This window comes from Burkholderia humptydooensis (assembly GCF_001513745.1).
GTDB classification, from domain to species: Bacteria; Pseudomonadota; Gammaproteobacteria; order Burkholderiales; family Burkholderiaceae; genus Burkholderia; species Burkholderia humptydooensis.
Genome location: NZ_CP013382.1, coordinates 2,128,169 through 2,143,726, shown reverse-complemented (window position 1 = coordinate 2,143,726; position 15,558 = coordinate 2,128,169). Strand labels below are relative to the sequence as shown.

General features: G+C 60.0%; 11 protein-coding genes and 3 pseudogenes. 9 read left to right on the top strand and 5 right to left on the bottom strand.

The features are described 5' to 3' along the window. The first annotated feature begins 1 nt into the window (after position 1). From AQ610_RS28370 to tnpC, 8 genes and pseudogenes are all read left to right on the top strand, one after another. Complete coding sequence (locus AQ610_RS28370) at positions 2-1,612, top strand: cyclic peptide export ABC transporter (RefSeq protein ID WP_043283344.1); 1,611 nt, start codon at positions 2-4, stop codon at positions 1,610-1,612. Further along, a complete protein-coding gene (locus AQ610_RS28365) occupies positions 1,609-1,830 on the top strand; it encodes an MbtH family protein (protein ID WP_006029593.1) in 222 nt (73 codons plus the stop codon). The genes AQ610_RS28370 and AQ610_RS28365 overlap by 4 nt, the downstream gene beginning before the upstream one ends. Positions 1,831-1,967: 137 nt before the next feature. Further along, positions 1,968-3,065, top strand: a complete 1,098-nt coding sequence (locus AQ610_RS28360) for a cupin-like domain-containing protein (RefSeq protein WP_043283345.1) — start codon at positions 1,968-1,970, stop codon at positions 3,063-3,065. 395 nt (positions 3,066-3,460) lie between these two features. Next, positions 3,461-4,278 (top strand): annotated as a pseudogene (locus AQ610_RS35215) (IS5 family transposase). A gap of 55 nt (positions 4,279-4,333) precedes the next feature. Beyond that, positions 4,334-4,887: pseudogene (locus AQ610_RS28355) on the top strand (IS5 family transposase); the annotation flags it as partial. Between the two features lie 300 nt (positions 4,888-5,187). After that, on the top strand, positions 5,188-5,592 hold the full coding sequence (gene tnpA / locus AQ610_RS28350; RefSeq protein ID WP_009917387.1) for an IS66-like element accessory protein TnpA: 405 nt from the start codon (positions 5,188-5,190) through the stop codon (positions 5,590-5,592). Beyond that, positions 5,589-5,879 (top strand): IS66 family insertion sequence element accessory protein TnpB, encoded by a 291-nt coding sequence (tnpB, locus tag AQ610_RS28345; protein ID WP_043283433.1) that lies wholly within the window; start codon positions 5,589-5,591, stop codon positions 5,877-5,879. Before tnpA ends, tnpB begins: the two co-directional genes overlap by 4 nt. Before the next feature lie 30 nt (positions 5,880-5,909). Continuing rightward, positions 5,910-6,920: pseudogene (gene tnpC, locus AQ610_RS28340) on the top strand (IS66 family transposase); the annotation flags it as partial. Positions 6,921-7,374: 454 nt separating this feature from the next. Here the strand turns inward: tnpC and AQ610_RS28335 are convergent. The 5 genes from AQ610_RS28335 to AQ610_RS28315 all read right to left on the bottom strand — a co-directional run bounded on the left by AQ610_RS28335 (position 7,375) and on the right by AQ610_RS28315 (position 14,189). Beyond that, positions 7,375-7,590: a hypothetical protein gene (locus AQ610_RS28335; protein WP_006029858.1), complete on the bottom strand. Its 216-nt coding sequence runs from the start codon at positions 7,588-7,590 to the stop codon at positions 7,375-7,377. Continuing rightward, positions 7,587-8,387 carry an IS21-like element helper ATPase IstB gene (gene istB, locus AQ610_RS28330; protein ID WP_043283419.1) on the bottom strand — a complete coding sequence of 267 codons (801 nt, stop codon included), beginning with the start codon at positions 8,385-8,387 and terminating at the stop codon, positions 7,587-7,589. Before istB ends, AQ610_RS28335 begins: the two co-directional genes overlap by 4 nt. Beyond that, entirely contained in the window at positions 8,347-9,876 is a 1,530-nt protein-coding gene (istA, locus tag AQ610_RS28325) for an IS21 family transposase (protein ID WP_043283420.1), read from the bottom strand. The genes istB and istA overlap by 41 nt, the downstream gene beginning before the upstream one ends. Before the next feature lie 769 nt (positions 9,877-10,645). Next, positions 10,646-11,353, bottom strand: a complete 708-nt coding sequence (locus AQ610_RS28320; protein ID WP_043283410.1) for a response regulator — start codon at positions 11,351-11,353, stop codon at positions 10,646-10,648. Positions 11,354-11,546: 193 nt separating this feature from the next. Further along, positions 11,547-14,189, bottom strand: coding sequence for an ATP-binding protein (locus tag AQ610_RS28315; RefSeq protein ID WP_144411869.1), 2,643 nt, complete (start codon positions 14,187-14,189; stop codon positions 11,547-11,549). Positions 14,190-14,263: 74 nt separating this feature from the next. On the opposite strand from AQ610_RS28315, the gene AQ610_RS28310 reads away from it, so the two are divergent. Further along, entirely contained in the window at positions 14,264-15,484 is a 1,221-nt protein-coding gene (locus AQ610_RS28310) for an ISL3 family transposase (RefSeq protein WP_045554815.1), read from the top strand. Positions 15,485-15,558 lie beyond the last annotated feature (74 nt).

The following is a 15,558-nucleotide window of genomic DNA, read 5'->3' as shown; positions in this document are numbered from 1 at the left end:
CATGCCAGTCAGGATTCTGTTGTTGCGCCGTGAACGGGCGCTGTTTCTCGCGCTATGCGTGTTCGCCGGGCTGGCGTCGTCGTGTGCCGTCATCGTGGCGATTCGCGAGATCGCCTTTGCGTTGACGGATCGCGTCGCCGGTCAGCATTTCGCGTGGCCCGTATTCATCGCGGCGCTTGTCGTGACCGTGCTGGGCGGCCTGTGTTCGCAGGTTACGCTGAGCCATATCGGCGCGCGGATCATGCATGATCTGCGAAGCCAGGTTGTGGCGCGCATCATGCATCTGCCGTACGAGACGCACGAGCGGCTCGGGGCGTCCCACATGCATGCGATCTTGTCGGAGGACGTCGCCAAGGCATCCTCCGCGCTCGGAACGCTGCCGTCTTTCGTCGTCTGCGCGGGCCTCGTGGCATTCGGATTCGGGTATCTGTTGCTGCTTTCGCCCGTTCATTTCGTGGGGGTGGCCGCGGTTCTGCTGGTCGGGATGAGCGTCGCGCGATACGCGTCCGCGCGCCTTGGCCGAACGCTTCGCGAAGCGCGGACCGACGAGGACGAGATGCAGGGGCTGTATCGCGCGCTCATTGAAGGCGCGAAGGAGTTCCGGCTCAGCGCCGGTCGTCGGCAACGCTTCATCGAGTCGACGTTCGCGCCGTTGAGTCTGCGGCTTGCTTCGCGCAAGAGGGCGAGCGGCATCCTCTGGGGGGCGACGGTGCAATGGAACAACTTCGTTTTCTTTATGCTTCTTGCCATGGCGGCTGTGTTGCCGAACCAGTTGTCGCTCGGCAACGCCAGCACGTTGACGACGTATGCGCTCGTGTTGCTGCTGTTGCGCGGCCCCATGATGGCGTTGATGGAAATGGTGCCGACCCTCGTCGCGGGTAAAGTTGCCCTTGAGCGCCTCGCCCGGTTTGAACAGCCTCGATTGCCGAGCGAGCGTGCCGACGTGACTGAACCCACAGTCCGGAGCCTCGCGCTGCGGGCCCTGCGTTTTCGCTATCCCGTCGACGCGGACGAGCAGCCCGTATCGATCGGCCCGATTGATTTGCAGTTGACCGCCGGAAAAATCGTGTTCGTCACAGGCGGCAATGGCTCGGGCAAGACGACGCTGGCGAAATTGCTATCGGGGCTTTATGCGGCGAGCGAAGGATCTGTGCTGCTGAACGATGTCGCGCTCGGCCTGGATTCGGCCTTGATGCTGCGGCGGTGCGTCAGCGCGATCCATAGCGATTTTTTTGTCATGCCCTTTGAGACGGCCGCTTCGGCACGAAGCCCGATGTTGAGCCAATGGATTCAACTGCTTGGGCTCGAGGACAAATTGTCTGCGGCGGGCGGCTGGCAATCGGCTCCGCGCCTTTCCCAGGGGCAGCGAAAGCGGCTGGCGCTGGTCAATCTGCTGGCCGACGATAAGCCGGTTTGTATTTTCGATGAATGGGCTGCGGATCAAGACAGGAGCCGTCGGGAATTGTTCTATCGACGGTTCCTGCCCGAACTGGCGGCGATGAAGAAACTGGTCATCGTTGTGACGCATGACAGTGACTATTTCGATGTGGCCGACACAATCGTGCATATGAAAGATATGCAAATTAGCTTTGTCAAGGAGAATGAAAAATGAGTTGGGATCATGAAGATACCGAATTTAACGTCGTCGTCAATCATGAAGAGCAGTATTCGATCTGGCCGGTTTACAAGGAAGTGCCGGCCGGCTGGAAAACAGTGGGCGTGAGTGGCAAGAAAGCGGTGTGTCTCGATTACATAGAAAAGACGTGGATAGACATGCGTCCGTTGAGCCTGAGGCGCGCGCTTGAGGAAAACGCGCGCGAATCGAAGTGAGCTTTGATTTGAGTCGATGTTCATCCCGATTGACCATCGTTCTCATAGGGTGAATTTGAAGCGCTTGTGCTGCGCATGCTGATCTTGCGAAAGGCTGCGCGGCCGGCGCTCCATATGGTTAAATCAATCAACAAAAAATGGAATTATTTTGCAACATCAAGTCAATTCTTTGTCGACATATCAGTCGAAATTTTTTGCCGGGATATCAGGGTGGCATCGTGCAATTCATCGTGTCCGACGAAACCGATGGGAAGTTTTATGCGGATATTTCAGAAAACATCAGATTTCTTGATGGCGTATGCGAAGCGCCGGACGCTGTGGTCGAAATGTCCGCTGCAGTATTTCGTATGCTGATCGAGCAGCCATACGCAACCTTGGAGGATGCCGTCAAGGTGACTGGGAATCGCGCTTTGGTTTCTCTCATCGCTCATGCTGCGCAGCCGGAAGTGGATAGCGGCCGGACCCGCTTGCGCGATCTGACTTTGCAGGTGACAGATCTGGCTTTGCCCGAGACCGAGGTGCATCGAATGGCGACCGTCGATGCAAGGCAATTGATGCAGATATTGCATGGAGGGACGCCGGTGATTCTAACGGCGATGCTCAATGCTTCAGGCTGGCGGACGACGTTCGACGAACTTCAGCAAAGGTTTGGCCACCTGCCGCTCGCTGGACTGGATGCCGATATTCTTGGGGCCACGCTGGGCCTATCGACCTTGGGGGCGTTGATCGATGCCACTTTGGATGGCGACGCGTCCGGCGTCTACAGCGGTGGGTGCGCATTGCCCGGGCCCATGCATGAAATGTTCGAGCTCCCGTTGCTGAGCCGAAAGTGTTTTACGCGGCCGCAATTATGGATGGGGCGCCAGGATTTCCGCGCATGCACTCGCTTGCATCGTGATTTCTTACATGCATTTATTGGCCAAGTAATAGGCTCAAAGAGATTCGTCCTATACAGACCGGACGACGCAGAATATCTATATCCAGGCGCCTGCTTCAATATGTTCCAGATTGCGAGATTTGATCCATTCCGGCCAGATCTGACGAAGTTTCCACTCGCAAGGCGAGCAAAATCGATCGAGTGTGAATTACACCCCGGTGAGTTGCTCATTTTGCCAGTTGGATGGTTTCACACGGTAAGAGGTGATGGTGCGGTAATGTCGGTGAATCGCTTCATGCGTGAGGATGCGTGGGCGGCGTTATCAACGCGCGGCGGATTGGAGGCGCGGCAGCGTTGAATCCACATAGGTATGCAGATCTGGCGCCAAGGCTTATCCGCTACGAACGTAAGTGCGCGAATCGCTTCGACCGCATCGGGGTTCGATCAATCATTTCACAAAGAGAATGCCTTTCGAGACTAAGCAACACAGGCACTATAATCTTCCGGTACTGGACACCAAGTGGCATCGAACGCCGTTACGCATTCCGAGTGATGAAGAAAGCATCCCGAGCGGGGAGGCACTGGTATCACAACTGGTCTACCATCAACTCCGCCGAGCAGCGAAAAATGCGTCATTCCAGCGGCGAGGCCGATGCCGAGCGCCTTAGAGACGGTTTCAAAAAGAGTCCAAGGGGCTGTTAACTTTTTCAGCATCCTGTTAACCTTGGCCGTCGTGACAGACGGGCCAAGGAGATGGGTAAGCCAATCATTGATGACGAACTGTGGGCACTGATCGAAGCACTGCTACCTCCGCCAAAGCCGCGCCGCTTCAAGTACCCCGGTCGCAAGCCGGTAGCGGACCGTGCGGCTTTGACGGGCATCCTTTTTGTGCTGAAGACGGGCATTCGTTGGCGCGACTTACCGTCCGAAATGGGATGCGGCTCAGGCGTAAGTTGTTGGCGCAGGCTGCGCGATTGGCAGCAAGCCGGTGTGTGGGATTGACTGCACGCGGTGCTGCTGGCGAAACTGCGAGCAGCCGAGAAGATCGACTTCTCCCGTGTGGTCGTCGACTCATCGTCGATTCGTGCGGTTGGGGCGGGCGAAAAACTGGCCCGAACCCCACCGATCGAGCTCGACCCGGGTCGAAGCACCACATCGCCACCGACGCCAACGGAACGCCGATCGCGGCAATCCTGACCGGCGCCAATCGTAACGACGTCACCCAACTGGTTCCGCTGATCGAGGCCATTGTGCCGATCGGCGGCGTGCGTGGACGGCCTCTGAGCCGTCCTGCCCGCGTCTACGCCGACCGTGGTTACGACCACGACAAATACCGACGCATCCTTCACGAGCGCAACATCCCCACCAGCATTGCGCGGCGCGGTCAGCCGCACGGTAGTGGCCTTGGAAAAGTCCGTTGGGTCGTCGAACGTACTCATGCTTGGCTGCATCATTTCCGCCGTCTACGTATTCGCTTTGAACGTCGCGCCGACATTCACGAAGCGTTCCTCAAACTCGGCTGCTGCCTGATCTGCTGGAATACCCTGCGGCGAGCCCAGCAGTCTTTATGAAACCGTCTCTTAGAGCGTGTTATGCACTTTTTGTCGGCACAACTGTCGAAGGAGGATGGAAAAACGCAGGCCCTATCCGAGTGATGTAACGGACGAAGAATGGAGCTTCGTTGTGCCGTATCTAACGCTGATGAAGGAAGATGCGCCACAACGGCAGTACGAGTTGCGCGAGCTTTACAACGCGTTGCGCTGGTTGGCCCATGCGGGTGCGCCGTGGCGACTGTTGCCGACGAACTTTCCGCCGTGGGAGACCGTGTACCAGCAAACCCAACGATGGCTGCACGCAGGCTGCTTTGAGGCGATGACCGACGACCTGCGCTCGCTCCTTCGTGTCGCACCGGGGCATCAGGGCCAGCCCAGCGCGGTGATTCTCGATGGGCGGACGTTGCAATCGACGTGTGAGAGCGGTCCACGGGCGGGATATGACGGCTACAAACGCAAACGCGGTAGCAAAGTGCATATGGCTGTCGACACGTTGGGTCATTTGTTGGTGGTACATATCACGCCGGCCAACGAGCAAGAGCGCGCTCGGTGCAGCAACTGGCGCAGCAGGTCCAGCAAGCTACTGGCCAGACGGTGAAACTCGCATTTGCCGACCAGGGCTATACGAAGGTCGGCCGGGATGAGCGTTCCGAGAGCCGTGGCTCCACTGGGCGAATGTTTGGGAGTCTCACATACCGCCTGCCTCCGCGGCGTTCAGCGGCTCCCCGTGCGCGCTCGAAAGACGATAGCGCCTGCCACCACGGTCACAAGAGAAAAGCCCACCGACCGCGCGTTGCGGCCGCAGCCGGGTCGGGCAGCCGCGCGCGGCTGGTTCCGCAGCGCGCGTTATGGCTGTGCCAGTGCGGCGAGGGGTATATCCGGCCCACGGCGCGGCGCAATCAGACACAAACATTTCGTCCACGATTGATGGACATCACGGTGACAGAGGCGGAAGCCAAGCCGGGTAGCCGCAAGGGACGCCCGAACCATGATCCTGAGTTTCGGCGCCGACTGGCGGCCGCGGCCTGTGAGCCCGGTGTGTCGGTCGCAAAGCTGGCGCGGGGGAATGACATCAACGCAAACATGCTGTTCACCTGGCATAGTCGGTATCGCGCGCAATTGCAGGCCGAAACGACATCCCTGATTCCGGTGTCGGTGGTTCATGAGACGCCGCCGGCACGGGTAGCGATGCCACCGGACGCACCCGGCGTCGGCCATCCGACTCCGCGAACCGGGACGATCGAGATTCGGATCGGCGGCGTAGTCGTCAAGGTCGACGGCGTTGTTGACGCCGAGACGCTGCGGACCGTACTGGGGAGCTTGCGATCGTGATCTCTCTGCCCACGGGTACACGCGTCTGGCTGGTGGCGGGCGTCACCGACATGCGCTGCGGGTTCCAGGGGCTGGCGGCGAAGGTGCAGACGGCGCTCGACGAGAATCCGCTGGGCGGCAACGTGTTCATCTTCCGCGGTCGTCGCGGCGATCTCGTGAAGGTTCTGTGGGCGAGCGAGGACGGGCTCTGGCTTCTCGCGAAGCGGCTTGAGCGTGGCCGCTTCGTCTGGCCACGGGCCGACGGCGGCAAGGTCCATCTGATGGCGGCACAACTGTCGATGTTGTAACCCGCGAGGAAGGCTCGTAAACTGCGCCACATGTCGAACGGCGCGGAACTTCCTGATGATGTTGAAACGCTGCGGGCCTTGCTGAGCGAGGCCCGTGCGCAACTTGCCGAACGCGACCTTGAGATTGAGCACCTCAAGGTGCAAATCGACAAGCTCAAGCGCATGCAATTCGGACGCAAGTCCGAACAGTTGGATCGAGAGGCTGCGCGACTCGAGACGCAGCTCGATGATGTGACGGGTGGGCGTGGCGTCGCTGATGTGCGACGCGCCCGCCAATCGAGCGCGCGCACGCCGGTCAGCGACGCGTCGCCGAAAGAGGCGCTGCCGCCGCATCTGTCACGCGAAGAACGTGTGCTGGACGCTGATGCGACCTGCCCAAAGTGCGGCAGCGCCATGCAGCCACTCGGAGAAGACGTGTCCGAGCAACTCGCCCGGGTCGCGGCGGTGTTCAAGGTGATTCGCACGATCCGGCGCAAGACAGTCTGTCCGTGCGGGCACCATGTCTCGCAGTCGCCGATGCTGGGCTTGCCGATCACGCGCAGCATCGCCCATCCGAGCCTGCTGGCCGATATCCTCGTCTCGAAGTACGCGGACCACACGCCGTTGTACCGGCAGTCGCAGATTGCCGCGCGCGACGGCGTGAAGCTCGATCCGGCCAGCATGGGCCGCTGGGTCGGCCAGTGCGAGGCGCTGACCGAGGCGTTGCGCCGCTACACGATGGCACCGTCCAAGCTGCACACGGACGACACGCCGATCCCGGTGCTCGCGCCGGGCAACAAGAAGACGAAAACCGGACGGCTCTGGGTGTACATGCGCGACGACAGCCGTTCGGGCTCGACGGAACCGGCTGCGGTGTGGTTTGCCTACTCGCCCGACCGTAAAGGCATCCATCCCCAGACCCATCTCGCCGGATTCGCGGGCATCCTGCAGGCCGACGCCTACGGCGGCTTTAACGAGCTGTACGAGAGCGGCAAGATCCGTGAAGCTGCATGTTGGGACCACGCGAGACGGTACATCTACGAGGTTCACGAATCATCGCCTGCATGATTGCCAGCCAGTGAGATCCGGGTAGCCCGATTCCCGATCATGCCTCACGCGGGCGTCGCGTTGCGGACGGCCGTCGCGAGGTGCTGACCTATCTGTAGTGGACAACTAATCATTTTGGATGCTTCTGATGCCCAGTCCCCAGCGCAGGTCTGGAAGCGCTAGCCCTGACTCCACGCGCTTCGGCGCGCCCATGATCTGGCTGTCCGTGAATCTTGATCTATTCATTTCGTAGAACCCCCTCATCGAGAAAATTCGACTTCTGATTTCATCGGTTTTTCGGAGGGTAAAGTAAATCGGATATAAGTCGCTGGCTATCACGGGTCGATTGGAGGTGGCTCGGTGTCGATGGCGATCTAAAAGCGCGGGTAAATGACGACGGAAGGTTGAGCGAATCGATCAACAAACAAGGGGCCTGCAAGGCCCCTTGTTGATCGTGGTGATGGAAGGATCAGAACGGATCGAGTGGATCGTCGGTGACGGGGATCGGCGCCGACGTGCGTTGCTGACGAAGCTGCTCGTGCAACTGGATGCCGTAGAAGTCGCCGATCACGGCGAGCAGGTCGTCGAGCAACTCATAGGCCGCGAGCGCCTGCTCGGGCGTCCAGTCGTCGGGCAGCAGGAACGACAGACCGCGCCGGCGACCCGAAGGCAGTAAGGGTTTCATGGCTCGCTGTCCGGACGGGAGGATTTCTTCGTGCCGCGCCGCTGCGCTCGCGCTTCGCTGTTCTCCTGAGCTTCCTTGAGGCGGTAGGATTCGCCTTCGATCGAGATCACTTCCGATCGATGCACGAGACGGTCGATCAGCGAGACCACGCAGGCCGCGTTCGGGAACACATCCGACCATTCCTTGAACGGCTTGTTGGTCGTCACGATGGTCGAGCGTTTTTCGTAGCGACGGCTCACGATCTCGAACAGCAAGTCGGCATGGCGATTCGAGTAGGACAGGTAGCCGACCTCGTCGATCAACAGAACGTCCGGCGACGTATAGTAGTGCAGTCGGCGGCGCAGCGCGGAATCGCTGTCGAGTGCGGCCAGCTCGCCAAGCATCGCGCCGGCCGAGCAGAACATGACCCGGCTGCCGGCAATCAGCGCCTGATGCGCCACGTTCAGAGCGAGCGTCGATTTGCCCACGCCATTGGGTCCGGTGAACACGATGTTGGTGGCGTTCTCGAGGAAGCCAAGCGACATGAGCTCCTCGACAGCCATCCGATCGATGCGTTTGGGCCACTCCCAATCGAAGTCGGCGATCGCCTTGAACTTGCCGAGTTTGGAGCTGCGGATACGCCGCTGCAGCGAGCGGTTGGTCCGTTCGGCTTCCTCCCAGCGCACCAGGGATTCGACCCATGGGGCGCCGACAGCTTCGTTCCAGTGCTCGGCGAGGCCATTCAGGCGTAGCGCCTTAACGCGCGCGTACAGCAGGTCAGCAGGATTCGGGACGGGGTTCGGTATCGGTGTCGTCATCGCGGTTTCCAGAGCTCAGTTGGTCGTAAGTGTCGAGGCGGTGTGGCTGGACGGGACTGTCCTTGTTCCGCACGTGCTCGGGCAGATTGATTTCGACGGGTGGCGGCGCTCCACGCGCGATCCGCCGCCGTTCGAGCACGAGGCGTACCGTGTTCGAGTGTGGGGAACCCGTGCGCAGGGCTTCTTCGACGGCGTCTCGGACTTCGGCTGCGCCGTACCGGTCGAGCAGGCGCAGCAGCGCGGTGGTGATTGCGCCGATGTTCGCGCCGCGCTCGGCAGCCCGCACGAGCAGCGTTTGGCATATCGGTACGGCCTTGGTCAGCCCGTCAACACCCCGGTGCTGACGGGCGGCACGCTTGAACGACTGCAGTGTTTTAATGTGTGTCGGGTCTTCAATTTGCGCACCGCGATCGTAGCTGCGCCGGTGACTGGCGATCATCTCGGCGCCGTCGAACACGCGAACCTGATCGAGATCGGCGCGGATCGTCAGCGTGCGGCGAACGTACCGATGAGGAATCGAGTAGTCGTTCAGATCGAAGCGCGCGTACGGCGTCTTGCCGACCGTGACGGCGAGTTGTTCTTCGACGGAGTACGGGTTGTCGGGCAATGGCAGCAGGAACGGCTGCTCGCGAGCCAGCGCCTCGCGTACCGTCATCTCGCGATCCTCGGGGCACGGCCGATCGGCGGCCTGGCCGCGGCACCAACGTTCGGCCTGCGCGTTCAGGTCAGCGAGATCGGTGAACGTGCGTGCTGCAAAGAAGGCTTCACGGATATGGCGAATCGCGCGTTCCACGCGCCCCTTCTCGTTTCCTCGGGCCGGCGCCACCGGACGCGGCTCGAACCGATAGTGGCCGGCGAACGCAAGCAGCGTCGGATGGAATCGGATTGCATCGCCCTGACGTTCGAGCACGGCCGACTTCAGATTGTCGTACAGCAAGACCTTCGGAAGGCCGCACCACGTGTTGAACGCGCCGATGTGTCCGCGCAAGAAGTTTTCCATCCGGGCATCAAGGAAGAACCTCAGATAGATGTCGCGCGAGTACGACAGCACCATCACGAACGCCATCAACGGTCGGCGCGCACGGCCGATCTCGATGTAGCCGAAGTGGCCCCAGTCGACCTGTGCCTGTTCACCAGGCAACGTGCGCAGACGCAGGTAAGCCTCCGTTGGTCGTCGCGGTCGATGCAACGATACGAGATGTCGGAAGTGATGCGGCGAGCCGCGATAGCCACGCTCGCGCACCATCTCGTACAGGCGGCTGGCCGTGAGCGAGGGGAATTTCTCCAGCGTCTGCCGCACGAACGGCAGATACGGATCGATCAAGGTGCTGCGGGGCGGTTTTCCATGCAGCGGCAGCCCGACCTGAGCCAGCACGCGCGACACCGTGGTGTGATGCACGTGCAACTGCCGCGCAATGGTGTTGCAGCGCCACTTTTCCACGTGATACAGGCGCAGGATCTGCGCCACCAGATCAGTTGAGATCGTCACGAAGTATCTCCGTAGCCGAGGGAACGAACATCACGTCCTCGGCGCCGGATGAAGTCGCGCCGCACGAACGGTGGCAATAACCGACCGCAGCGCGCACACTGGAAAGCGCAAGATGTCGCCGCAACTTCGACGACGTTTCCCACCACGACGGCGACATCATTCGAGGACGACTGCAGTACATCATTCGCGGACGGAGCGAGTGAACCGTGATGCGTCACTTTTTGTCGACGCTCCCGGTAGCGGGCCTGCCGAAGCGCGTGAGCCAAGCGACCACGCCGACTGTCCTGGTAATGTCGACCGGCCTCGAGCATCTGCTCGCGACGCGTCGCTCGAGCGCACTCGCGCGTGCAAAAGCGCTGCCCGCGATCGCAGGGTTTGCAGATAACAACCTGAGCGCGACAACGCGCACAAAGGTAAAGGCGGCCAGTGGCCTCGGACATCGGCGGTTCCCGGGAAACGCCGAAGAAAGGGAGTCGAACGAAGTCGACGCGACGCGTGGGCGGTGCGATACTTGGGCCACACGAGTCCCCCGACCACGCCGAAGGGCGGGTCTACGGGTCCAGTGGAGGTGCGGCGCCGAGCTAACTTGCCGGTCGGAGCGGCGTCGCACCTGCTGTTTCCTCGGTGTTTCGCCGTTCTATCACATCCCGCCCCAGTATTCGGAGCGCGCGCTGCGCGCGTATCCGCTCGCCCTCCGGGCTCCCGGAAACGCGCGCAGCATCAATTCCGTGCTTTTCGCAGGGCGAATTGTCGTCGCTCGGTCTCGTCGTCAGATTTCCGCGCTTTTAGATCGCCATCGACACTCGGTCGAGCTTGCAGAATCACTTAGGATCACGAATCCAGTCTCGCTCATGTATCGTATTAGGTCGATGTCGCGCTTGATATTCAGTTTACGCTTGGCGCTTTCCTTTTGGAAGCTGATGGTCTGTTTGGTTCGATTCCGTTGTTCGGCGATCTCTTTGATCGACAACCCAGAGACATACAATCGCACGACTTCTGCTTCCAGGCGCGTAAGTTTCGGCAGCGCATTCGGAATGCTGCGTTCTGTGATCTTGCCCAACGAGGTCGCTCTGGCGTGGGGCGCGTGATGTGCCGCTAGGTGGGTGCACACGTCGCGAATGGCATGAATTACTTTCGTTGGCGGTTCGACCTTATTGAATATCGCATAAATGCCGCACTGCAGTATGGCCGCGCGGAGGGCAGCATTGTCGATCGCGGTATAAACGATAATGACGAGGTCGGGATATCGGCGGCGCAGGAAATCCAGCAGCGACAAGCCGTCGCCGAATTTTCCACCCGGCATCGCATAGTCCGTGATCAAGATATCGCACGGTTGGCGCTCCAAAAGGGCGACCAATTCTGTCGAATTGCTAACCTCTCCGACGGCATTGATCATCTGTAGCGCATCGAGATCGGCTCGCATTCCCCTGATCACGGCGGGGTGATCATCAGCAATTACGATGTTGACTGGCTTCATTTATACGAGACCTACACGTGTCCGCCGTTTAGCGACTAAGAACATCCTACTCCGCTATTGCCGACCTTAGGGTGTCCCGTTCATGTTTGCTTCGGACAGGCAAACGGTAGCGAGCGAATTTATTTGGTGTCGAAGCTATTTATTTGTGGCAACGCTTGCACATCTTTGACGTCTTTGACGGACAAGGCCGCTGTCACCGCGGGGGAGGCGTCGAAATGAGAGCTTCGACGTCTTGTAGCCACGCCTCAAAATCATCTTTCTCAACCAGGTATTGCCATTCGTCTAGTTTGCGCTCGATGTCCTGGCCGCGGAGCGCCAATTGCGTCCAGCCATATGCACCCAGGCACCCCTTGAGCGAGTGTAAGCTCGAGCAAAACGCCGTTCGATCGTTGGCGGAACAAGATGTACGTAATGCCGTCAGATCTCGCCGGACGGATGCCGCAAAGATCTCGTGAAGCTCAGGCGAGCGCGTTGGTTGCGACTCTTGGCTGACCAGAGTTGGCGTGGCATCCATGCGTCCTGACGGGACGTAGATTTGCAACGCCTCGTACAGATTTTCGATCGACACCGGTTTGATCAAGGTATGGGCGATGCTCGCATCCCGTGCGTGAGCATGTTCGTCTTGAGAAACGTGGGCAGAGATCGCGATGATAGGGATCAAAGCGTTGCGACGACGAGCTTCCCGTGCAAGATGGTGGCCGTCCATGATCGGCATGCTCAGGTCGGTTAGCAGGATATCGAAGCTGTCGTGAGCCAGAAGCGCCAGCGCCTCTGCACCGTTCCCGGTGACGCGGACGCGGCAACCGATGGCCCGCAATTGTTCATCGATCAAGTGGCCATTCGCGGCGTTGTCCTCTGCCACGAGCACCGAAAGATCAAGAGGAGGTCGTCTGTCAGCGGGCTCATGCGCGTGGCCGAAGTTGCAACCATCAGGCACTGAGGGCGCTGTAGCGATGAGGCAAAGGGCCTCATAAAGGCCGTCTACGCTGTAGCACGATAGCGAGACCAGACGCCCGGTGCGGATCGGGCGTGCCGCTCCAGCCGGGAACGCGACAATTACGTTGGACGCTTGCTCAAGGAGGCGGGTCTCATCGTCGGCGGACCAATCGGCTCGATCGCCGTAGACGATGACCGCGTCTGCGTTCGCTAGCGCGTCGTCCGAAACCTCAGCGAGCCGGTGGAAGGTCGTTGCGACAAGCCCCCACTCGGCAAGCTGGGGCAAGATGTGACGATGCCATTCGCTTGGTGTTGCGACGAATATGACGGACCACCCGCGAAACGAGTTGGCCCGATCGAGAATCGCGTCGGCAGGCGCGCTGGATAGCGGAATCCGCACGGTGAAGCGGCTGCCGATATCCGGAGTGCTGCGGAGCGTCAACGTACCGTGCATCCCCTCGGCAAACCGTTTGCATAATGAAAGTCCCAATCCGGTCCCGCCGTATCGACGTGCAATCGTCTCGTCCGCCTGCCGGAACGCCTCGAATACGTGCGCTTGTTGTTCCGGTGAGATGCCAATTCCAGTATCCGTTACGGAAAGCACGAGATCTTGCGATTCTGGCTCAGCATGAACGACCTCGAGGGTCAGTGTAATCTTCCCGGTGTGCGTGAATTTGATGGCGTTCGAAAGCAAATTCCGGAGGATTTGTTCGATCCGATTCGGATCGCCGATCAGCATCCGCGCGTTGGTTATCCGAAGTTCGCACAACAAGGCGAGCGACTTTTCCAGTGCGCTGGGGGCTGCCAGCATCAAGCTGCGCTCCGCAACATCGAAGACGTCAAATGGGATACGTTCGTACCACATTTCGCCCGACTCGATCCTGGTAAAATCAAGAATATCGTTGATCAGCGCGACGAGGTGTTTCCCGGTCTGCCGGACGAGGTTGAGCCGATCCAATTGATCGATACTCAAGGGGGTACGGCCAAGTAGCTCAAGATTGCCGAGTATGCCGTGGAGCGGGGTGCGGATTTCGTGGCTCGTTGCGGCGAGGAACGCTGATTTTGCCGCGTTGGCAGATTCCGCAGCTCGTCGGGCCTCGAGCATCTTGCGCTGCAGTTCGCGCTCGGCCGTCACGTCGGTGAGCGCGACGACCAACACGTCCTTACCTTGATACCGCGCCTGCGTCAATCGTAGTGCGGCGATCGTATCGCGGCCGTCACGCCGGGCGAGCGTAAGCGTATCGTGGATGACTCGATTTCGGGCAAGCCTGCCCACTATGGGCCGCTTTTTTTGCCTTCTCACGTAGCGGGCGACGAGCATTTTAGCGAGATCAGGAGTCGGTGCGTCGACCGCCGACTCCAGGTCGGTCATTGCCAGACTTCGTATCAGAGGGGTGGCGGAGTGCAAATCGATGAGCGCGAGACCGACCGGTGCGGTTTCGATTAGCGTGCGGCTCAGGTGTTCGCTTTCAAAGACGCGTACCGAGCGTGTGAGCATGGGCCGAAAGATCCGATGGTCGAATAGCAACAGAAACGTCCAGATCATCACAATGATACCCACGCTCACAAGCGACGTCGTCGCGAGCGGTGCGTCGAGCTCTGCAAGCATCGTGCGCCACTGCACAATGTAAAGCAGATCCCAGTCGGTCACGCCAAAGCGCTCTCGGATGATCAACTGGCCGAGCATCCATCGGAATGCACCGTTATCGTCCCGTCGCCAATGACGATATACCGACATGGTGCGGGCAACGGTCCCAGGATCAGTCTGTTGTGGAGCCGCAGTTGTGATCACCGTCCCATCTTTCGACACAACTGCAAACATGCCACCGAAACGTTCCCGGGGTAATGACGCAGCAACGAGGTGAACGGGAACTTCGCCGACTACAAAAAAAAGGTTCATCGCAGGAAACCGTGGAGGGTTTGATGGCGATTGCGTAACCTGACGCCTGACTTTAAGGAGGTCAGGAGGCAGAATTGCTCGATCGCAAGGCACTTCAAGCACTGGGTTGCTGGACCGGCTATCGGTTAGAGGGGGTGGAATGGCCGGAAGGAGAAGGCCGTACGCTGTCGCTGTATTTGAAGCCGGTCAGCAAGGTCATGTACTGCGAACAGTGCGGTGCACGCTGCCAGCAGATTCATGAGACGACGGTTCGCCGGGTGCGCGATCTGCCACTGTTCGAGTACCGGGTGGTACTGCACGTCCCCCGCCGCCGAGTCTGGTGCGAACGCTGCGGCGGTCCGCGACTGGAGAAACTGGCGTGGCTGGGCCGTTACCAGCGAGTGACGGAGCGATTTGCCAAGGCCTGCGAGAAACTGCTGCAGGCGGCCAGCGTGCAGGCGGTCGCCGCCTTCTACGATTTGGGCTGGCACACGGTCAAATCGATCGACAAGATGCGCTTGCGAGCGCGTGTGGCTGATCCTGACTGGTCGACGATCCGCTATCTGGCGATGGACGAGTTCGCGCTCCATAAAGGTCATCGCTACGCCACGGTGGTGGTCGATCCGATTGGTCGGCAAGTGCTCTGGATTGGAGCGGGACGCTCGCGCGAGACGGCCAGAGCCTTCTTCGAACAGCTTCCACCGGGTGTTGCCGAGCGCATCGAAGCAGTGGCCATCGACATGACCACGGCCTACGAGTTGGAGATCAAAGCGCAGTGTCCGCAGGCTGAGGTCGTCTACGACCTGTTCCACGTCGTGGCCAAGTACGGGCGTGAGGTGATCGATCGGGTACGGGTCGATCAGGCCAATCAGTTGCGCCATGACCGGCCGGCCCGGAAGGTCCTGAAGTCCAGCCGCTGGTTGCTGCTGCGCAACCGCCACAACCTGAAGCCCGAGCAGTCCGTGCATCTGAAGGAACTGCTGGCCGCCAATCAGCCATTGTTGTGCGTCTACGTGCTACGTGACGAACTCAAGCGGCTCTGGTTCTACCGCAAGCCTGCCTGGGCGGAAAAGGCCTGGGAACAATGGATCGAGCAAGCCCGGCAAAGCGGAATTGCCGCGCTGCAACTGTTTGCGCAGCGCCTGCAGGGTTACTGGCACGGAATCGTGGCCCGCTGCCGACATCCGCTTAATACCAGCATCGTCGAAGGCATCAACAACACCATCAAGGTCATCAAGCGTCGGGCTTACGGGTACCGCGACGAGGAATACTTCTTTCTCAAGATCCGCGCCGCGTTCCCCGGTAATCCGCGATGAACCAAAAAAAAGCGGGGTGCGTTTGTCGTCACCGGTGGCAGTTACCACGCGAATCATGGGCTCACCGACAAAAG